Origin of the sequence: Pseudomonas sp. 22515, from assembly GCF_052044625.1 — a bacterium.
GTDB lineage: Bacteria > Pseudomonadota > Gammaproteobacteria > Pseudomonadales > Pseudomonadaceae > Aquipseudomonas > Aquipseudomonas alloputida.
The window spans coordinates 570,138-590,389 of record NZ_JBQENN010000001.1 but is presented as its reverse complement, the minus strand read 5'-3'; the positions used below and the strand labels follow the sequence as shown (position 1 = coordinate 590,389).

Sequence of the window (20,252 nt, the reverse complement as noted above, 5' to 3'; positions counted from 1 at the left end):
GCTGTAGCGTTCGGTATCCGCGAAGAAAACATCTTCCCGATGTGGGACTGGGTGGGCGGGCGCTACTCGCTGTGGTCGGCCATCGGCCTGCCGATCGCCCTGGCCATCGGCACTGCCAACTTCAAGGAACTGCTGTCCGGCGCCTACACCATGGACCAGCACTTCCAGACCGCACCGTTCGACAAGAACATGCCGGTGCTACTGGCCTTGCTGGGCGTGTGGTATGGCAACTTCTGGGACGCGAACAGTCACGCGATCCTGCCGTACGACCACTACCTGCGCAACATCACCAAGCACTTGCAGCAGCTGGACATGGAATCCAACGGCAAGAGCGTATTGCAAGACGGTACCCCGGTGAAGACCGACACCGGGCCGGTAATCTGGGGCGGCGTGGGCTGCAACGGCCAGCATGCCTACCACCAGTTGCTGCACCAAGGCACCCAGTTGATTCCGGCCGACTTCATCGTGCCGGTGGTGAGCTTCAACCCGGTGGCCGACCACCACCAGTGGCTGTACGCCAATTGCCTGTCGCAGAGCCAGGCGCTGATGCTGGGCAAAACCCGCGAGGAAGCCGAAGCCGAATTGCGCGCTAAAGGCCTCAACGAAGCGGACATCGAAAAGCTGGCCCCGCACAAGGTAATCCCGGGTAACCGCCCGAGCAACACGTTGGTGGTCGAGCGCATCAGCCCGCGCCGCCTGGGCGCGTTGGTGGCGATGTACGAGCACAAGGTGTTCGTACAGAGCGTTATCTGGGGTATCAACGCCTTCGACCAGTGGGGCGTTGAGCTGGGCAAGGAACTGGGCAAGGGCGTTTACCAGCGCTTGGTCGGCAGCCTGGAAGACAGCGCCGAAGACGGTTCCACCCAAGGCCTGATCAACTACTTCCGCGGCCGTCACCGCGGTTGATCCGAAGCTTGTGCCGGCCTCTTCGCGGGTAAACCCNGTTACTTCGTAGGAGCGGGTTTACCCGCGAAGAGGCCGGCCCAGGTTGAACACCGCTCCCAGCTACACTGTCCTATCGAATAGCCGTTGCAGTCCATCGCCCCTTACAAGAGCAGGACCACCCGCCATGTTCGATATCCGCAAATACCCCCAGGCCCTGGCCGTCAGCCAGTCCGCCGCCCTCACCCCCGAAGACTACCGCCGCCTCTACCGCCAGTCGGTCGAAGACCCAGACACCTTCTGGGCCGAACAGGCCAAACGTCTGGACTGGATCAAGCCTTGGTCAAGCGTGCAGCAATGCGACCTGCATACCGGCAAGGCCCGCTGGTTCGACGGTGCGCAACTCAACGTCAGCTACAACTGCATCGACCGTCATCTGGCCCAGCGCGGCGAGCAAACGGCCCTGCTGTGGGAAGGCGACGATCCCAAGGACTCCAAGGCCATCACCTACCGCGAACTGCACCGTCAGGTCTGCCGCCTGGCCAATGCAATGAAAGCGCGCGGTGTGAAGAAAGGCGACCGGGTGTGCATCTACATGCCAATGATTCCCGAGGCCGCCTTCGCCATGCTCGCCTGCACCCGCATCGGCGCCATCCACTCGGTAGTGTTCGGCGGTTTCTCCCCCGATGCCTTGCGAGACCGTATTCTCGATGCCGACTGCCGCACCGTGATCACCGCCGATGAAGGCGTGCGTGGCGGCAAACGCATCCCGCTGAAACAGAACGTCGACAAGGCCCTGGCCAGCTGCCCTGCGGTCAGTAGCGTATTGGTGGTGCGTCGCACTGGCGGCGATGTTGCGTGGACCGAGGGCCGCGACCTCTGGTATCACGAAGCGACGAAGGATGCCGGCGACGACTGCCCCCCAGAACCGATGGAGGCCGAAGACCCGCTGTTCATCCTCTACACCTCCGGCAGCACCGGCAAACCCAAAGGGGTGCTGCATACCACCGGCGGCTACCTGCTGCAGGCAACGATGACCTTCAAGGTGGTGTTCGATTATCGTGACGGCGAGGTGTTCTGGTGCACCGCCGATGTCGGCTGGGTGACTGGCCACAGCTACATCGTCTACGGCCCGCTGGCCAATGGCGCAATCTCGCTGATGTTCGAAGGCGTGCCCAACTACCCGGATACCTCGCGCTTCTGGCAGGTGGTGGACAAGCACCAGGTGAACATCTTCTACACCGCCCCGACCGCCCTGCGCGCACTGATGCGCGAGGGCTCTGCGCCACTGCAGGGCACCTCACGCAAAAGCCTGCGCCTGCTGGGCAGCGTCGGCGAGCCGATCAACCCGGAAGCCTGGGAATGGTATTTCGAGGAGGTCGGGCAGAAGCGCTGCCCGATTGTGGATACCTGGTGGCAGACCGAAACCGGCGGCATCATGCTCACCCCGCTGCCCGGCACGCAGTCACTCAAACCCGGCTGCGCTACCCAGCCAATGTTCGGCGTGCAACCGGTGCTCCTGGACGAAAAAGGCAAACTGATCGAAGGCCCCGGCGCCGGCGTGCTGGCGATCAAAGCCAGCTGGCCGGGGCAGATCCGCAGTGTCTACGGCGACCACCAGCGGATGGTCGACACCTACTTCAAGCCCTTGCCCGGCTACTACTTCACAGGCGACGGTGCCCGCCGCGATGCCGATGGCGACTACTGGATCACCGGGCGCATCGACGATGTGATCAACGTATCCGGGCACCGCATCGGCACCGCTGAAGTGGAAAGCGCACTTGTGCTGCATGACAGCGTGGCCGAAGCCGCGGTGGTCGGTTATCCCCACGACCTCAAGGGCCAAGGCGTCTACGCCTTCGTCACGACCATGAATGGCGTGACACCAGATGACACGCTGAAGGCCGAGCTGCTGGCCCTGGTCAGCAAGGAAATCGGCAGCTTCGCCAAGCCTGAGCTGATTCAGTGGGCGCCAGCGCTACCCAAGACGCGCTCAGGCAAGATCATGCGGCGTATACTGCGCAAAATCGCCTGCAATGAGCTGGAAAACCTGGGCGATACCTCGACCCTGGCCGACCCAAGCGTGGTACAGGGCCTGATCGACAAACGCCTCAACCAGTAACCGGCGGCCGCAAATCTGGCCGCCCTGTACAGCAGGTCGCCATGGAAGCCCTTCGTCGCCGTATCGAAACCCAGGTCATGAGCCTCACTGGGCTGGCCCTCGGCCAGCTCGACCTGGAATCGCCCAAGGGCGACCCCGGCCTGTTCGGCCCGCACAGTATTAGCTGGCGGGTACATGGCGACTTCCCGAGCATGCTGGTCGGTGGCATCAGCGCGCTGATGCTGCAGTTGTTGCATCCCCTGGCCCTGGCCGGTGTGTGGGACCACTCCAATTTTCGTGAAGACCTGCTCGGCCGCTTGCGCCGCACCAGCCAGTTCATTTCCGGCACCACCTTCGGCGCCACTGGCGATGCCGAGTGGCTGATCGACAAAGTGCGCACCATTCACCTGCAGGTCACCGGCACTGCACCGGATGGCCGCCCTTATGCGGCCAGCGACCCGGATCTGTTGACCTGGGTGCATGTAGCGGAGGTCAGCCGTTTCCTCGCCGCCCACCTGCGTTACCGCAACCCACACCTGCCACGCGCCGAGCAGGATGCCTATTACAACGAAATCGCCCTGATCGCCGAGCGCCTCGGTGCCCGTGACGTGCCGCGCTCGTGCCAGCAAGTTGAAGACTATCTGCAACGCATACGCCCGCAGCTGCACTGTGATGCGCGCAGCCATGAGGTCATGCGAATCCTGCTCGACGCCCCTGCCCCCAGCCGCCTGGCACAGCCAGTTGGCAAACTGATGCTGCACGCGGGTATCGACTTGCTGCCCGGCTGGGCCCAGGCACTGCTCGGCCTGCAGCACGGGCCCCTGCAGCAGCGCCTGATCCGCCTGGGCCTGCGCCGCACCGCGCCGGTACTTCGCTGGGCAATGCGCGACGGCTCGGCACACCGGGCCAAACGGCGCATGGGCATTGATTGAGCGAAAAGGGTGCCCCCTGCGGAACTGATTTAACGTGCCATACTCCAAGCACTCCTGCTTAGACAGACGAAGCGACACATGTACAAAGGATTGACTCGCGCCGCTGGCGCAATCGTGGCCTTGGTAGCCCTGTATAGCCTGCTCGGCTTTCTCATTCTTCCCGGTGTCGCACTGCGCATCGCCAACCAGCAGTTGGCCCAATACGCCACCGTGCCGGCCCACCTCGAACGGATCGAACTCAACCCATTCAGCCTCGAGCTGACGCTGTGGGGCCTGCAGATCGGCGAGCCGGGCAAGGAGCAGGTCGGTTTCGAGCGTCTTTACGCTAACGCCTCGCTCGACAGCCTGTGGACAAAAGCCCTGCATCTGGAAGCGGTGGAGCTCGACAAACCGCGCAACGAAGTGCTGTTCGCCAAGGACGGTACCCTCAACCTGACCGGGTTGTTCAAACTACCGGCCAGCGAAGCCAAACCCGAAGAGCCGCCCAGCGACCCGTTCCCGCTGCGTATTGGCAGCATCAAGCTCGTCGACGGCTACCTGCACTTCGAGGACCTGCGGCCCAGCGAGCCGATCGAGTTCCTCTACGACAACATGAATCTGGAGCTGAAAAACCTCAGCACCCTGCCCAACGACAACGCCGACATGACCTTGGTGGCCAGCGGCCCCAATGGCGGACGCATCGACTGGAAGGGCACGCTGAGCCTGTCGCCGATCGCCTCCGAAGGCACACTGAAGGTCACTGACGGCAAGATGAAGCTGTTCTGGCCCTACGTGCGCGATGCCGTGCCACTGGTGCTGGAAGACGGCGTGGTAAGCCTCGATACGCACTACAAGCTCAACCTCGCCAAACAGACCGAGCTGCTGCTGGATAACGTCTCCGTGCGCATCGCGCCATTCGCGATCAAGGCGCCGGATGGCCGACCGTTGGCACGCCTGGCCAGCCTGGAGGTTAGCGAAACCTCCATTGACCTGGTCAAGCAGCAGGTCACGGTGGGCAAGGTTCGCAGCGAAAAGCTCGAAACCTGGGCGGCGCTGGAAAAAGATGGCCAGCTCGACTGGCAGAAGCTGTTCGCCAGCCAACCCGCCAAGGCCACGCCGAAGGAAAAGGCCGAGCCGGCGGCCGCAGCACCTACGCCTGAAGAGAAAGCGGTCAAAGAGCCAAGCAAACCCTGGCAAGTGCTGCTCAAGGACGTGCAGTTGCGCAACTACCTGGTACACCTGGAAGATCGCAGCCAAAAGGCACCGGTAGCCTTGGACCTTGGCCCTCTCAATGCCGACCTGCAAGGTTTCGACAGCCTCAACCAGTCGCCCTTCACCCTCAAACTCGATACAGGTGTGGGTAAGCAAGGCAAGCTGCAGGCTGCAGGCCAGGTCAACCTGGCACCGATATGGGCAAAGCTGGATGTGAGCACCCGCGACATCGACCTGCGTGTAGCCCAGGCCTACATCAGCCCGTTCATCCTGCTGGAGCTGCGCAGCGGCATGCTCTCGAGCGACCTCAAGGTCGACCTGAAGAACACCGCGCCGCTGGCCTTCAATGTGACCGGCAAGGCGCAGGTCAGCCAGTTGCATACCCTCGACACCATCAAGAGCCGCGACTTCGTCAAATGGCAGCAGGTGAACGTCGACGGCTTGTCCTACGTGCACGGCGATGCTCTGTCGATCGACAAGGTGACCCTGCTGCAGCCCTATGCACGCTTCATCATCAACGAAGACCGCACTACTAACGTGAATGATCTGCTGATCCCGCAACCGGCCGACGCCCCGGCGAGCCGCCAGCCCAAGCCGACCACGGCCAGCAGCAACAAGCCGCTTGGCATCCATATCGGGCAGATCGACATCAATGACGGTTCGGCCAACTTTGCCGACCTGTCGCTAACCCCCAACTTCGCCACAGCCATCCAGCAACTCAACGGGCAGATCGGCACCATCGACAACCGCAAGCCACGGCCGGCCAAGGTCGACGTCAAGGGCAAGGTAGACCGCTACGCACCGGTTACCATCAAGGGCGCACTCAACCCGTTCAATCCACTGGCCAGCCTGGACATTGCCACCAGCTTCAAGCGCGTCGAACTGACCACGCTGACGCCCTACTCCGGCAAGTTCGCCGGTTTCCGCATCCGCAAGGGACGGCTGAACCTGGACCTGCACTACTTGATCACCAACGGCCAGCTCAAGGCCGAGAACAAGGTAGTAGTGGAGCAACTGCAGCTGGGCGAGAAAGTCGACAGCCCGGATGCGGTCGACCTTCCGATCCGCCTGGCGGTGGCATTGCTGAAGGATACCGAGGGCAAGATCTCGATCGAGCTGCCGGTGTCTGGCGACCTCAACAACCCGCAATTCAGCGTGATGCCGATTGTTTGGCAAACCCTGCGCAACCTGGTGCTGCGCGCGGCGCAGGCGCCATTCAAATTCATTGGCGGGCTGATCAGCGGCGGTAGCTCGGAAGACCTTGGCAACGTGGCCTTCGCCCCCGGCTCCAGCGAACTCAGCGGCGAGGCCCAGTCGTCCTTGGACAAGCTGGCATCCGCGCTGAAAGAGCGCCCGGAACTGCGCCTGGAAATCGAAGGCACCAGCGCCCAGGCCAGTGATGGCCCGCTCATCGCGCAACAACGCCTGGAGCGTGAGTACCAGGCCACCTGGTACAAGATCCTGCAGCGACGGGGTGACAAGGTGCCGGCCAATGCCTCGATGCTGGTGGTTGACGACAGTGACAAACCGGCGATGCTCGAAGGCATCTACCGCACCCGCCTGAAGCAGCAGCCGCCTGCCGAATGGGAGCAGTTGGGCCGTGACGAGCGCGCCGCCAAGCTGCGCGAGGCCGTGATCAAGTCGTGGGCCGAGAGTACCGCCTTGCTGCGTACCTTGGGGCAGGAGCGGGCCAGCAGCATCAAGGACTACCTGGTCGACAAGGGCAAGCTGGAAGACGACCGGGTGTACTTCATCGATACCAGCCTGGGGCAGCCTCAAAGCGATGGCCGGGTGGTGACACCGATGCACCTGGATGCCGAGTAATCCCCTCTGGCAGGCCTGGCCTGTTCGCAGGCACGCCTGCCCCCACAGGCCTGCGCACTACCTGTGGGAGCGGGCGTGCCCGCGAAGAGGCCAGCACGGGCTTTAAACCAAGCGCTGCCCCGACACCGCCGGGTGATACAACGGTTGAACCTTGTTCCCGGCCGGGTCCAGCAGGTGGAAGCTGCGTGCGCCGTCACCATGGTTGAACGGCCGGTCGAGCAAGGTCACGCCACGGGCCTTGAAGTAGGCATACCAGGCCTCCAGCTCCTCCACACTGTCGACAACGAACCCGTAGTGATCCAGGGTCTGCAACCCGTTGGCCGCCCCTGCCCCACGCCCCAATGACAGGTTGTCGTTACCGCAAGTGAGGTACACCAGGTCCTCATTGGCGCGATTCAGCACTTCCATGCCCAGCACATCGACGTAGAAGCGTTCACACTCTTCCAGGTTAGGCACCAGCAGGGCGATGTGGCGCAAGCCATTCAGGCGGCCAGGGCGTGCAGGCAATTCGGACATTGGCGAAGCTCCATTTTTGTATACAATTCATTATTGAATTTAAAACAAAAGGAGAGATTTGTGTATAGCCTGTTCATCAAGACCCGAGTGAAGCCTGGATGCGCCGACGCTTTCCTGAGTGCAATCAAGGTCAATGCTGCAGCTTCCGTGGCGAGTGAGCCTGGCTGTCTGGTGTTCGATGTGTCGCAGGACCGGGTTGATCCGGAGGTGATCTACCTGTACGAAATCTACCGCGATGATGCTGCGTATAAAGCGCATACCCAGACCGCGCATTTTCGCGACAGCCGCCCATTGGTGGAGCCTCTGATCCTTGAACAGGAATGCTTCGAAAGCGATGTGATCGCGCGCAACCCAGTGTATTGAACTCAAGAAAAAGCCCTGGCACGGGCCAGGGCTTTGCTGAAAGTGGCCAAATCCATTTGGCCGACGGGACATTCCTTTACTCGGCTTTCAGGCCGTCAGACATTACGCTCTTGACGCCTTTGATGTTCTTGGTGATGCGCACCGCTTCTGCTTTCTGCGATTCGGTAACCTTCACATCAGAAGACAGCGAAACAACACCTTGGCTGGTCTCGACTTTGATGTCGCTGCCTGGGATGCCTTTTTCAGTCAGCAGATCAGCTTTAACCTTGGTAGTGATCCAAGTGTCGGAGCCTTCTTGCTTGGCGTTGTCGACGGTGTTGGCCGCCAACATGACTGGAGCCTGGGTTGGCTCAGCGGCGAATGCACCGTTAGCCATGGTCAGGGTCAGAGCGGTAGCAGTAGCGGCAGCAATGGCGAACTTCTTCATGTGGGTCACTCCTGTTTTTCGAAGGGTCTGCGCCGTATGTCCTGGCGTCAGGTATGAAGGTAGTTGCATGGGCTGTGCCAGCTTGGCTTCTTCGTTTATTTCCTTTTAAATCAATCAGTTAGCAACACGCCATCACTGCTGCGGTCGTGCATTTTGCAATCTGCGCGGTAAACCTGCATGCAAGATGCAAGTCCGCAAAAGGTTCCCGCCCCCATGAAAAAAGGGCCCCGAAGGGCCCTTTCTCTATTGCGTGACGGTCACTTAGACGCCCGAGGCCTTGGCCGCAGCAACGTCTTTGATCGACAGCTTGATACGGCCGCGGTTGTCTACGTCCAGTACCAGCACTTCGACTTCCTGGCCTTCTTTGAGGATGTCGGTGACTTTCTCGACGCGAGCATCGCTCAGCATGGAGATGTGCACCAGGCCGTCCTTGCCAGGCAGGATGTTGACGAAGGCGCCGAAATCGACAATGCGCTCGACCTTGCCGACGTAGATCTTGCCGATCTCGGCCTCGGCGGTGATGCCCAGGATGCGCTGCTTGGCAGCATCTGCCGCTTCCTTGGTTTCGCCGAAGATCTTGATCGAGCCGTCGTCTTCGATGTCGATCGAAGCCTTGGTCTCTTCGCAGATGGCGCGAATGGTGGCGCCGCCTTTACCGATGACGTCACGGATCTTGTCGGTGTCGATCTTCATCGCGATCATGGTCGGGGCGTTGGCCGACAGTTCGGTACGCGACTGGCCAATGACCTGGTTCATCTGGCCGAGGATGTTCAGGCGCGCTTCCAGGGCTTGGCCCAGGGCGATTTCCATGATCTCTTCGGTGATGCCGTTGATCTTGATGTCCATCTGCAGCGCGGTGACGCCTTTGGCGGTACCGGCTACCTTGAAGTCCATGTCGCCCAGGTGGTCTTCGTCACCCAGGATGTCAGTCAGGACTGCGAACTTGTCGCCTTCCTTGACCAGGCCCATGGCGATACCGGCAACTGGCGCCTTCATCGGCACACCGGCGTCCATCAGGGCCAGGGAAGCACCGCAGACCGAAGCCATGGAGCTGGAACCGTTGGATTCGGTGATTTCCGAAACCACACGGATGGTGTACGGGAACACGTCAGCAGCAGGCAGCATGGCCTGAACCGAACGGCGGGCCAGACGGCCGTGGCCGATTTCGCGACGGCCAGCACCGCCCATGCGGCCACACTCACCTACCGAGAACGGTGGGAAGTTGTAGTGCAGCATGAAGGGGTCTTTCTTCTCGCCTTCGAGGGTGTCCAGCAGCTGGGCATCACGGGCAGTACCCAGGGTCGCAACGACCAGGGCCTGGGTTTCGCCACGGGTGAACAGTGCCGAACCGTGAGTTTTCGGCAGCACACCCACTTCGATGTTCAGCGGACGCACAGTCTTGGTGTCGCGGCCGTCGATACGTGGCTTGCCGTTGACGATGTTTTCGCGAACGGTGCGGTATTCGATTTCGCCGAAGATGTCTTTTACTTCGGAAGCCGAAGGCTGGCCTTCTTCACCGGAGAACTTGGCAACCGCCTGGTCACGCAGCTCACCCAGACGCGCATAGCGGTCGGCTTTGACGGTGATGGTGTAGCCCTGCGAAACCGCTTCGCCGAACTCGGCGCGGATAGCATTGAACAGCTCGGTGTTGGCAACGGCAGGTTTCCAGTCCCAAGTCGGCTTGCCAGCTTCGGCAGCCAGCTCTTTGACAGCCTGGATAACAGCCTGGAATTCGTCGTGGGCGAACAGTACGGCACCCAGCATCTGGTCTTCGGTCAGCTCTTGAGCTTCCGATTCAACCATCAGTACGGCGTCGGAGGTACCGGCAACGACCATGTCCAGGCTCGAGGCAGCCAGTTGCTCGTAGGTCGGGTTCAGCAGGTAGCCAGTGCTTTCGTGGAAGGCAACGCGGGCAGCGCCGATCGGGCCTTCGAACGGAATACCGGAAATGGCCAGGGCAGCCGAGGTACCGATCATCGCAGCGATGTCCGGGTCGGTCTTCTTGCTGGTGGAAACCACGGTGCAGACGACCTGCACTTCGTTCATGAAGCCTTCCGGGAACAGCGGACGGATCGGACGGTCGATCAGGCGCGAGGTCAGCGTCTCTTTCTCGGAAGGACGGCCTTCACGCTTGAAGAAGCCACCTGGGATCTTGCCAGCGGCGTAGGTCTTTTCCTGGTAGTGAACCGACAGCGGGAAGAAACCCTTGCCTGGATCAGCCTGTTTGGCGCCTACCACAGTCACCAGCACGGTGACGTCGTTGTCGACGGTAACCAGCACGGCGCCGGTTGCCTGACGGGCAATACGGCCCGTTTCGAGAGTGACGGTCGATTGACCGAACTGGAAAGTCTTGATTACCGGGTTCACGGTTTCCTACCTTTTTCAGTGGCTCTTGGGGGAACTGGTTTCTTGCGAATTCTTGGGCAGAACGGGGAATCGGCCCCATTGACCGTCCAGATACAACACGAGGCTGGGAGCCTGGCACCAAGCGGAAAAACCGCTCAGCATTGCCAGGCTGCCAACCTCGGAGATACGCGTGAAGTGCCCAACGGCAGCGCTGCAAAACAGCCCTGCCGAAGCCTGCGACACCCCACGCACACCACTGACCAGGCCGCTATTAGCGACGCAGGCCCAGGCGACCGATCAGGGCGCTGTAACGAGTGGTGTCTTTGCCCTTCAGGTAATCCAGCAGCTTACGACGCTGGTTGACCATACGGATCAGACCACGACGGGAGTGGTGGTCTTTATCGTTGGCCTTGAAGTGGCCTTGCAGCTTGTTGATGTTGGCGGTCAGCAGAGCAACCTGCACTTCCGGGCTACCGGTATCGCCGGCGGCTTGCTGGTATTCGGCAACGATCTGAGCTTTTTCTTCAACGCTGAGGGCCATTTGGCTTCTCCTGATAACGGATCCCGCAAGCGGGGTCCAATAGGCCAGGGACAAATCCCTGTATTAATAAAAAAGGTGTGACCGTGCCTACTGACAGCCACCCTTGATGCCGTGGGGCTCGGCAACTGCCTGACCCCGCGGTTTCGGTCATTCCGACCGAATCAGCCGACGCGGCGCAATGCGCCCGTCTTCGCTCACCTCACCGATACCGATGAAGCGTGCATTGTGATCCTGTACCCGCACCATGCCAAATTGTGGCGCGTCCGGCGCGCGTACCGCCTGGCCATGCAGCCAGTAGAACGCACTGTGTTCCGACAGGCTGACCAACGGCCAGTCCTGCAGCCCGCTGTCCGATGGCATCAGGAAGCGGTCGAGCGCTTCGTTGCCACCTTCGGCATGGGCCTGTTCGAGTTCCTCGAGGGTGACCGTCTGTGCCAACGCAAAGGGCCCTGCCTGGGTCCTGCGCAGCTCGGCGACATAGGCGCCGCAACCAAGGGCTTCACCGATATCCTCCACCAGCGTGCGGATATAGGTGCCTTTGCTGCATCCTACGCTCAACCGTGCACGGGTGCCTTCGCACTCGAGCAACTCCAAGCGGTTAATAGTAACAGAACGCGCCTCGCGCTCCACTACCTCTCCTGCACGTGCCAGTTTGTACAGCGGCTGGCCGTCACGCTTGAGCGCCGAGTACATAGGCGGTATCTGGCTGATCGGGCCGCGGAAACGGGGTAGCAGCGCTTCGATGTCGGCGCGACCAACGGTCACGTCGCGGGTCTGCAGCACCTCACCCTCGGCATCGCCGGTGTTGGTAGTCTGCCCCATCTGCATGACGGTTTCGTAGCCCTTGTCGGAATCCAGCAAGTACTGCGAAAACTTGGTCGCTTCACCGAAGCACAGCGGCAACACGCCGGTCGCCAGCGGGTCGAGGCTACCGGTATGGCCGGCCTTTTCCGCGTTCAGCAGCCAACGCACTTTCTGCAAGGCGGCATTGGACGTGAAGCCCAGCGGCTTGTCGAGCAGGATGATGCCGCTGACATTGCGGCGGATACGTTTGACCTGGGCCACCGCTTACTCCTTGGTGTCCGACTCGTCGGCATCCTTGTGCAGGCGGTCTTCGGCCACTGCACGCTCGATCAGCGCCGACAGGTGCACACCACGGCTGACACTTTCATCGAAATGGAAGTGCAGCTGCGGCACGCTGCGCAGTTGCATCGAACGCCCCAGGTGCAGACGCAGGAAGCTGGCGGCGCTATTCAATGCCTTGAGCGATTGCTGCACGGCATCCGGGGTTTCCTCGCCCATGACGGTGATGAACACCTTGGCATGGCCCAGGTCACGGCTCACGTCCACGGCGGTGATAGTCACCAGACCGACACGCGGGTCCTTGACTTCGCGACGGATCAGCTCGGCCAGCTCGCGCTGCATCTGATCGCCAATACGTTGGGTACGGCTATATTCTTTGGCCATTCTTGCTACCTGTAACTTAAAGCGGCAAACGCCCGGACAGACGAATGCCTGACCGGGCGCTACCTGAAGAGGTACCGCAAGCCGCCCTGTAGCAGGCGCTTGCGGCTCGCTCGCCCTTAAAGGGTACGAGCCACCTGGACTTTCTCGAAGACTTCGATCTTGTCGCCGACCTTGACGTCGTTGTAGCTCTTGACGCCAATACCGCACTCCATGCCCGAACGGACTTCGGAAGCATCGTCCTTGAAGCGACGCAGCGATTCCAGCTCGCCTTCGAAGATCACAACGTCATCACGCAGTACGCGAATCGGACGGTTGCGGTACACGGTACCCTCGATGACCATACAGCCAGCGATGGCGCCGAACTTCGGCGAACGGAACACGTCACGTACTTCGGCGACACCCAGGATGTTCTCGCGAACATCGCTGCCGAGCATGCCGGTCAGGGCCTTCTTGACGTCTTCGATGATGTCGTAGATCACGTTGTAATAACGCATATCCAGACCTTCCTGCTCGACGATCTTGCGCGCACCGGCGTCGGCACGCACGTTGAAGCCGAACAGTACTGCATTCGAAGCCAGCGCCAGGTTGGCATCGCTCTCGGTGATACCACCGACGCCACCACCAATCACGCGCACTTGCACTTCGTCGTTGCCCAGGCCGCCGAGCGAACCCTGCAGCGCTTCCAGAGAACCACGCACATCGGTCTTGAGAACGATGTTGAGGGTTTTCTTCTCTTCCTGCCCCATGGTCTCGAAGATGTTTTCCAGCTTGCCGGCGTGAGCACGGGCCAGCTTGACCTCGCGATACTTGCCTTGACGGAACAGGGCAACTTCACGGGCTTTCTTCTCGTCGGCAACCACGGACAGCTCGTCACCGGCTTCCGGAGTACCGTCCAGGCCGAGGATTTCGACCGGGATCGACGGGCCAGCTTCCTTCACAGGCTTGCCGTTCTCGTCGAGCATGGCACGTACGCGGCCATAGTTGGAGCCGCACAGGACCATGTCGCCCTGACGCAGGGTACCGTCCTGAACCAGGATGGTCGCCACCGGGCCACGGCCCTTGTCCAGGCGCGATTCGACAACCACACCACGACCTGGCGCGGTTGGGGTAGCGGTCAGTTCGAGGATCTCGGCCTGCAGCAGAACGGCTTCGAGCAGCTCGTCGACACCGGTACCCATCTTCGCCGAAACCTTGACGAACGGCGTGTCTCCACCCCAGTCCTCGGAGGTAACGCCTTCGACGGACAGCTCGTTACGGATGCGATCGAGGTCAGCACCTGGCTTGTCGATCTTGTTCACTGCAACGACCAGCGGAACACCGGCTGCCTTGGCATGCTGAACGGCTTCGCGGGTTTGCGGCATCACACCGTCGTCCGCCGCCACCACCAGGATGACAATGTCGGTCGCCTTGGCACCACGGGCACGCATCTGGGTGAACGCAGCGTGACCAGGGGTATCGAGGAAGGTGACCATGCCGCGGTCGGTTTCCACGTGGTAGGCACCGATGTGCTGGGTGATACCACCGGCTTCGCCAGCGGCAACCTTGGCACGACGGATGTAGTCGAGCAGCGAGGTCTTACCATGGTCAACGTGACCCATGACGGTAACCACCGGCGCACGCGACTCGGTCTGGCCTTCGAACTTCAGCGATTCGGCCAGGGAGTCTTCCAGGGCGGTGTCGCTGACCAGCGTGACCTTGTGGCCCAGCTCTTCGGCGATCAGCTGAGCGGTTTCCTGGTCGAGCACCTGGTTGATGGTGACCGGGGTCCCCATCTTGAACATGAACTTGACCACTTCAGCGCCCTTGACGGACATCTGGTTGGCCAGCTCGGAGACGGTGATGGTCTCGCCGATGGTCACGTCACGGATGACGGGGCCGGTCGGGTTCTGGAAGCCGTGCTGATTACGCTTTTTCAGCTTGCTCTTGCCACCACGGCCACGACGAGCGCCATCGCTCTCTTCGTCGGTAGTGCGCGGAGCAGCACGCGGAGTCGGCGCCTTTTCCTTCTCCTTGACCTTGACCTTGATCGACACACGAGGCGCTTCGCCACGACGACGGTCGTCATCACGGGTACGGCTTTCGTTGCGACGGGTCTCGTCTTTCTTGCGCTCGGCAGCACGGGCTGCGGCGTCTTCAGAGGCCGGGGCGTCTGCGACTACCGGGGCCGGAGCAGCGACCGGAGCAGCGGCAGGAGCCGGCTCTGGCTTGGCAGCAGGCGCAGGGGCGGCGGCGGTGGAGCCGGCCGCCTGACGGCGAGCCTGCTCTTCGTTGCGCTGGCGAACTTCGGCCTCGACCTTGTCGCGAGCGGCATTTTCAGCCGCGCGGCGCTCTTCCAGCTCACGCTTCTGCTCAGCCTGGATTTCTTCAGGGCTGCGCTGCACGAAAACTTTCTTCTTGCGTACTTCTACGCTGATGCTCTTGCTACCGGCGACACGCAGGGTGCTGGTGGTTTTGCGCTGCAAGGTAATCTTGCGCGGCTCTTCCGCCTTGCTCTTGTGGCTGCTTTTCAAATGAGTCAGCAGGGTCTGCTTCTCATTGTCGGTCACTACCTGACCGGCGTCGGTGTGCGGCAGACCTGCCTCACGCATCTGCTGCAGCAGGCGCTCTACCGGTGCCTCGACCTCTTGGGCCAGTTCTTTCACCGTGACTTGCGTCATGCACTTCTCTCCTCAGGCCGCGCCTAATTACTCGAACCAGTGGGCTCGGGCGGCCATGATCAACTTGCCGGCACGCTCTTCGTCGATGCCGTCGATGTCGAGCAGATCGTCGATCGACTGCTCGGCCAGGTCTTCGCGGTTAACCACGCCGCGCACCGCCAGTTCAGCCGCCAGGTCTTTGTCCATGCCCTCAAGGGAGAGCAGGTCTTCGGCCGGGTGGGCGTCTGCCAGTTTTTCTTCGGTAGCGATGGCCTTGGTCAACAAACGGTCCTTGGCTCGAGCGCGGAGCTCATTGACGATATCTTCGTCAAAGCCATCGATGTTGAGCATTTCTTCCAACGGTACGTAGGCAATTTCTTCAAGGCTGGTGAAGCCTTCGTCGACCAGCACTTGGGCCAGCTCCTCGTCGACTTCCAGTTCCTCGATGAAATTGCGCAGGATGTCACCGGTTTCGGCCTGTTGCTTGGCCTGGATGTCCTTCTCGGTCATCACGTTCAGGGTCCAGCCGGTCAACTGACTGGCCAGGCGAACGTTCTGACCGCCACGGCCAATGGCCTGGGCCAGGTTGTCCTCGGCGACGGCGATGTCCATGGCATGGGCATCTTCATCAACGATGATCGCCGCGACTTCAGCCGGCGACATGGCGTTGATGACGAACTGCGCCGGGTTATCGTCCCACAGGACGATATCCACACGCTCACCACCCAGCTCCCCGGATACGGCCTGGACGCGCGAACCACGCATGCCGATACAGGCACCTTGCGGATCGATACGCTTGTCCTTGGAGCGGACGGCAATCTTGGCTCGCGAACCCGGATCACGGGAAGCAGCCATGACTTCGATGAGGCCCTCGGCAATTTCCGGCACTTCAATGCGGAAAAGCTCGATCAGCATCTGCGGCGCGGTGCGCGACAGGATCAGCTGTGGGCCACGGTTTTCGGTGCGAATTTCCTTGAGCAGCGCACGCAGGCGCACACCAACACGGAAGGTTTCGCGCGGAATGATGTCTTCGCGAGCCAGCAAGGCCTCGGCGTTGTTGCCCAGGTCAACGATGACGTTGTCGCGGGTAACCTTTTTTACGGTACCGGAGATGATCTCGCCAACGCGCTCACGGTAGGCATCGACCACCTGGGCACGCTCGGCCTCACGGACCTTCTGCACGATGACCTGCTTGGCGGTCTGGGCGGCAATACGACCGAACTCGATGGACTCGATCTTCTCTTCGATCACGTCACCGACCTTGGCCTCAGGGTGGGTGTCCTTGATCTTGTCCAGCCAGGTCTCGATCGCCGGATCATCAAGATCGGCTTCGTCGACCACGGTCCAGCGACGGAAAGTCTCGTAGCTACCGGTGTGGCGGTTGATTTCCACACGTAGGTCGACTTCGTCTTCAAAACGTTTTTTGGTTGCAGTGGCCAGGGCCACTTCCAGCGCTTCGAAAATGACGCCGGGCGGTACACCTTTTTCGTTGGATACCGATTCAACAACCAGCAGTACTTCTTTGCTCATCGTACGCCTCGCCTTGCGCAAGCCATTGGGCCCGGATAGTCCGCCGGGCCCGGCACGTCTCAGTCAAAACTGGGAATAATATTGGCCTTGTCGATCGAGTCGATCGGTAACAGGAACTCCTGGTTGTCCACCTGGACCACCACATCCTGCTCCTCCACACCGCGGAGAAGGCCCTGGAAGTTACGACGACCCTCGAAGGGTGAGCGCAGCTTGATCTTCACTTGTTCGCCGGCATGCGAGGCAAACTGTTCCAGCGTGAACAGTGGGCGATCCATGCCTGGAGAAGACACCTCGAGGGTGTACTCACTGCTGATTGGATCTTCCACATCGAGGATTGCGCTGGCCTGACGGCTGACTGCTTCGCAGTCGTCCACCAGAATACCGCCTTCCTTGTCGATGTAGATGCGCAGTACCGAATGCTTACCCTGGGAAACGTATTCGATCCCCCAGCACTGATAGCCCAGACCCTCGACAACCGGGGCCAACAAGGCCTGCAACTGTTCTAGCTTGCTCGACACCTGAACCCCCTCGTGCATGCTGTGCAAATAAAAAATGGGCGAAGCGCCCATCCCTGAAAGCGCCGTAGGACAACGACGCCGAAACTGTTCGGTTAGCAAAAAGCCCCTGAAAAGGGGCTCCGCTGAAGCTGGTTGCGGGGGCTGGATTTGAACCAACGACCTTCGGGTTATGAGCCCGACGAGCTACCAAGCTGCTCCACCCCGCGACAAAGCTGGGGCAAAAGTATAAGACCGAACCCTGTTGAGGGTCAAATCCAAACATTCACCTACAAGAAAGCCCGCTAAAGCGGGCTCTCAAGCTTTAATTGGTACCGAGAAGGGGACTCGAACCCCTACACCCTATGGGCACAACCACCTCAAGGTTGCGTGTCTACCAATTCCACCACCTCGGCAATACTACTACTTGAAACCCGTTACTTCTGCTCTTGAGCCGGAGGAGGTACATCACCCGTATTACTGGTGGTTTCGCTCTTCTGCTGCTGGAGCACCGGTACATCATCATTAACTGCCGGTTTTTGCGGCTCTTTCACTTCTAGCACTGCTGGATCTGGAAGACCTGCTTGGCTAAGCTGGTGAGCTTGTTGCTTCGCGAAGTATCCTAACCCAAGTGCTGTCAAAAAGAAAGTGGCAGCGAGTATAGCAGTTAATTTACTTAGGAACGTTGCAGAGCCTTGGCTCCCGAACACGGTATTTGAAGCCCCCGCGCCGAAAGATGCACCTGCTTCAGCACCTTTACCCTGTTGCAACAGAACCAGCACTACAAGCGACAGCGCTGCCAACAGATGAAAAACAACGATGACTGTTTCCAGCATTTGTTCAGTTTCCTGCGGCGCGACAAATTGCACCGAATTCGTCTGCGTTCAGGGAAGCCCCACCAATGAGCCCCCCATCGATATCCGGCATGCCGAACAGTTCGGCCGCATTGGCCGCCTTCACGCTGCCGCCGTATAGCAACTGCACCTTCGCAGCCACTTCAGCATCTTCTGCCGCCAACTGGCCGCGGATGGCGGCGTGCACATCCTGGGCCTGCTGTGGCGTGGCCGTAAGGCCTGTACCGATGGCCCATACAGGCTCATAGGCAATTACTGCATCGGCAAAAGCCTTAACACCGAATGCTTCGATGATACTGCTTAGTTGACGCCCGACAACTTCGAGCGTTTTGCCAGCCTCGCGCTCCTCAAGGGTTTCCCCTATGCAAAGCACTGGCTTCAAGCCTTTGGCCTGGGCTGCTGCAAACTTGCGATTGAGCACTTCGTCGGTTTCACCAATAATCTGGCGACGCTCCGAATGGCCAATCAACACCAACTTGCAACCTGCTTCAACCAGCTGCTCGGGAGCAACTTCCCCGGTCAGCGCACCCTGTTCGGGTTGTACAGCAGAATTCTGTGCACCGACAGTAATTTCTTTACCTGCCAGGCCATCAATCACCTGATTGATGAACAAGGCTGGTGGAAATACGGCGACTTCCACTCCGCTCGGCAAGGCGAGATTACTCAAGCCTTTGGTCAGCTCAGCGACGCTAGCGCGGGTACCGTGCATTTTCCAGTTACCAGCTACCATAGGGCGACGCATGCTTTACCTCGTCGGTCAAAGTGGGCGCAGATCTTACCCAACCAGATCTGCGCTGGCAAGCGCCTTCAGACACAAACTTCGCTGACCAGTTTGGCCAGTGCTTCAGCATGGGCCCGCACCTGGCTTTCGTCTTCGCCCTCAACCATGACCCGCACCAGCGGCTCGGTACCGGACTTGCGCAACAGCACGCGACCACGCCCCGCCAGCGCATCGGTAACCTTGGCACTGGCTTCCTTGACGGCGGGGTGCTCCAGCGGGTCGACCTTGCTGGCGCCAAAGCGCACATTGATCAGCACCTGCGGGCACTTGCGCAGGGCCTGACGGGCCTGAGCCAGGGTTTCACCCCGGCGCTTGAGCGCCATCAGCACCTGCAGCGCGGCAATGATCGCATCGCCGGTGGTGGTGTGGTTGCAGCACACGACGTGACCGGAGTTTTCACCGCCGACCAGCCATTCACGCTCCAACAGCTCGGCCATGACGTAACGGTCGCCGACCTTGGCCCGCACAAACGGGATGTCCAGGTCCTTGAGCGCCAGCTCCAGGCCCAGGTTACTCATCAGCGTACCGACCACCCCGCCTTGCAGCTTGCCATGCTCCTGCAGGTCGCGAGCGATGATGAACAGCAGCTCGTCACCATCGACGATGGCGCCCGTGTGGTCGACCATCAGCACGCGATCGCCGTCACCGTCAAAGGCAATGCCGAGATCGGCGTGCCCGACCAGTACAGCGGCCTGCAGCGATTCGATGTGTGTCGAGCCGCAACCTTCGTTGATGTTCAGGCCATCCGGTTGCGCATGCAGCACGGTCACGTCGGCACCCAGCTCACGGAATACGCTGGGCGCAACCTTGTAGGTCGCACCATGGGCGCAGTCGACCACCAGCTTGAGGCCTTCGAAGCTGGTGCTGCTCGGCACGCTGCTCTTGCAGAATTCGATGTAGCGGCCGGCGGCATCGTTGATACGCGAAACCTTGCCCAGCTTGCCCGACTCGACAACGGTCATCGGTTGGTCGAGCAGCTCTTCGATCATCAGCTCGACCTCGTCCGGCAGCTTGGTGCCCTGGCCCGAGAAGAACTTGATGCCGTTGTCATCGTGCGGGTTGTGCGAGGCACTGATGACGATGCCGGCTTCGGCGTGGAAGGTACGCGTGAGGTAAGCGATGGCCGGTGTCGGCATCGGCCCGAGCAGCATCACATCGGCACCTGCCGCGGACAGGCCGGCTTCGAGTGCGGACTCGAACATGTAGCCGGAGATACGCGTGTCCTTGCCCACCAGCACGCGGCAGTGCCCTTGCTTGCGGAAGGCCATGCCGGCCGCCCAGCCAAGCTTCAGCATGAAGTCAGGCGTGATCGGGTATTCGCCGACGCGGCCACGGATGCCGTCGGTACCAAAGTATTTTCTGCTCAT

General features: G+C 60.7%; 16 protein-coding genes, 2 tRNA genes and 1 pseudogene. 5 read left to right on the top strand and 14 right to left on the bottom strand.

Annotation, left to right across the window (positions count from 1 at the left end; all coding sequences use genetic code 11):
- The 4 genes and pseudogenes from ACTJJN_RS02605 to ACTJJN_RS02590 form a co-directional block, all read left to right on the top strand.
- Nucleotides 1-906 (top strand): annotated as a pseudogene (locus ACTJJN_RS02605) (glucose-6-phosphate isomerase); the annotation flags it as partial.
- 163 nt (nt 907-1,069) lie between these two features.
- Entirely contained in the window at nt 1,070-3,004 is a 1,935-nt protein-coding gene (acs, locus tag ACTJJN_RS02600; RefSeq protein WP_019752967.1) for an acetate--CoA ligase, read from the top strand.
- 41 nt (nt 3,005-3,045) lie between these two features.
- Nucleotides 3,046-3,915: an oxygenase MpaB family protein gene (locus ACTJJN_RS02595; protein ID WP_012053743.1), complete on the top strand. Its 870-nt coding sequence runs from the start codon at nt 3,046-3,048 to the stop codon at nt 3,913-3,915.
- A gap of 78 nt (nt 3,916-3,993) precedes the next feature.
- Nucleotides 3,994-6,930, top strand: coding sequence for a DUF748 domain-containing protein (locus ACTJJN_RS02590; RefSeq protein ID WP_440780889.1), 2,937 nt, complete (start codon nt 3,994-3,996; stop codon nt 6,928-6,930).
- 102 nt (nt 6,931-7,032) lie between these two features.
- On the opposite strand, the gene ACTJJN_RS02585 is transcribed toward ACTJJN_RS02590, so the two are convergent.
- Nucleotides 7,033-7,446 carry a VOC family protein gene (locus tag ACTJJN_RS02585; protein ID WP_003249980.1) on the bottom strand — a complete coding sequence of 138 codons (414 nt, stop codon included), beginning with the start codon at nt 7,444-7,446 and terminating at the stop codon, nt 7,033-7,035.
- A gap of 60 nt (nt 7,447-7,506) precedes the next feature.
- Here ACTJJN_RS02585 and ACTJJN_RS02580 point away from each other — a divergent pair, with 60 nt between their 5' ends.
- Nucleotides 7,507-7,809 carry a putative quinol monooxygenase gene (locus tag ACTJJN_RS02580; protein ID WP_012053745.1) on the top strand — a complete coding sequence of 101 codons (303 nt, stop codon included), beginning with the start codon at nt 7,507-7,509 and terminating at the stop codon, nt 7,807-7,809.
- 76 nt (nt 7,810-7,885) lie between these two features.
- Here the strand turns inward: ACTJJN_RS02580 and ACTJJN_RS02575 are convergent, their stop codons facing one another.
- The 13 genes from ACTJJN_RS02575 to glmM all read right to left on the bottom strand — a co-directional run bounded on the left by ACTJJN_RS02575 (nt 7,886) and on the right by glmM (nt 20,252).
- Nucleotides 7,886-8,236, bottom strand: a complete 351-nt coding sequence (locus ACTJJN_RS02575) for a BON domain-containing protein (RefSeq protein ID WP_003249976.1) — start codon at nt 8,234-8,236, stop codon at nt 7,886-7,888.
- 261 nt (nt 8,237-8,497) lie between these two features.
- Complete coding sequence (pnp, locus tag ACTJJN_RS02570) at nt 8,498-10,603, bottom strand: polyribonucleotide nucleotidyltransferase (protein WP_004575780.1); 2,106 nt, start codon at nt 10,601-10,603, stop codon at nt 8,498-8,500.
- A 250-nt stretch (nt 10,604-10,853) separates the two neighbouring features.
- Nucleotides 10,854-11,123 (bottom strand): 30S ribosomal protein S15, encoded by a 270-nt coding sequence (rpsO, locus tag ACTJJN_RS02565; protein WP_003249971.1) that lies wholly within the window; start codon nt 11,121-11,123, stop codon nt 10,854-10,856.
- A 147-nt stretch (nt 11,124-11,270) separates the two neighbouring features.
- Nucleotides 11,271-12,188 carry a tRNA pseudouridine(55) synthase TruB gene (truB, locus tag ACTJJN_RS02560; RefSeq protein WP_003249968.1) on the bottom strand — a complete coding sequence of 306 codons (918 nt, stop codon included), beginning with the start codon at nt 12,186-12,188 and terminating at the stop codon, nt 11,271-11,273.
- A gap of 3 nt (nt 12,189-12,191) precedes the next feature.
- Nucleotides 12,192-12,590 carry a 30S ribosome-binding factor RbfA gene (gene rbfA / locus ACTJJN_RS02555; protein ID WP_003249967.1) on the bottom strand — a complete coding sequence of 133 codons (399 nt, stop codon included), beginning with the start codon at nt 12,588-12,590 and terminating at the stop codon, nt 12,192-12,194.
- Between the two features lie 116 nt (nt 12,591-12,706).
- Complete coding sequence (infB, locus tag ACTJJN_RS02550) at nt 12,707-15,247, bottom strand: translation initiation factor IF-2 (RefSeq protein WP_004575779.1); 2,541 nt, start codon at nt 15,245-15,247, stop codon at nt 12,707-12,709.
- Between the two features lie 27 nt (nt 15,248-15,274).
- Nucleotides 15,275-16,756: a transcription termination factor NusA gene (gene nusA, locus ACTJJN_RS02545; RefSeq protein WP_003249963.1), complete on the bottom strand. Its 1,482-nt coding sequence runs from the start codon at nt 16,754-16,756 to the stop codon at nt 15,275-15,277.
- A gap of 59 nt (nt 16,757-16,815) precedes the next feature.
- A complete protein-coding gene (gene rimP / locus ACTJJN_RS02540) occupies nt 16,816-17,274 on the bottom strand; it encodes a ribosome maturation factor RimP (RefSeq protein WP_003249960.1) in 459 nt (152 codons plus the stop codon).
- Nucleotides 17,275-17,403: 129 nt separating this feature from the next.
- Nucleotides 17,404-17,480, bottom strand: a tRNA-Met gene (locus ACTJJN_RS02535).
- Between the two features lie 100 nt (nt 17,481-17,580).
- A tRNA-Leu gene (locus ACTJJN_RS02530) sits at nt 17,581-17,666 on the bottom strand.
- 21 nt (nt 17,667-17,687) lie between these two features.
- Entirely contained in the window at nt 17,688-18,086 is a 399-nt protein-coding gene (gene secG / locus ACTJJN_RS02525; RefSeq protein ID WP_003249958.1) for a preprotein translocase subunit SecG, read from the bottom strand.
- A 4-nt stretch (nt 18,087-18,090) separates the two neighbouring features.
- Complete coding sequence (gene tpiA, locus ACTJJN_RS02520; protein ID WP_003249956.1) at nt 18,091-18,846, bottom strand: triose-phosphate isomerase; 756 nt, start codon at nt 18,844-18,846, stop codon at nt 18,091-18,093.
- A 65-nt stretch (nt 18,847-18,911) separates the two neighbouring features.
- Nucleotides 18,912-20,252: a phosphoglucosamine mutase gene (gene glmM / locus ACTJJN_RS02515; RefSeq protein WP_003249955.1), complete on the bottom strand. Its 1,341-nt coding sequence runs from the start codon at nt 20,250-20,252 to the stop codon at nt 18,912-18,914.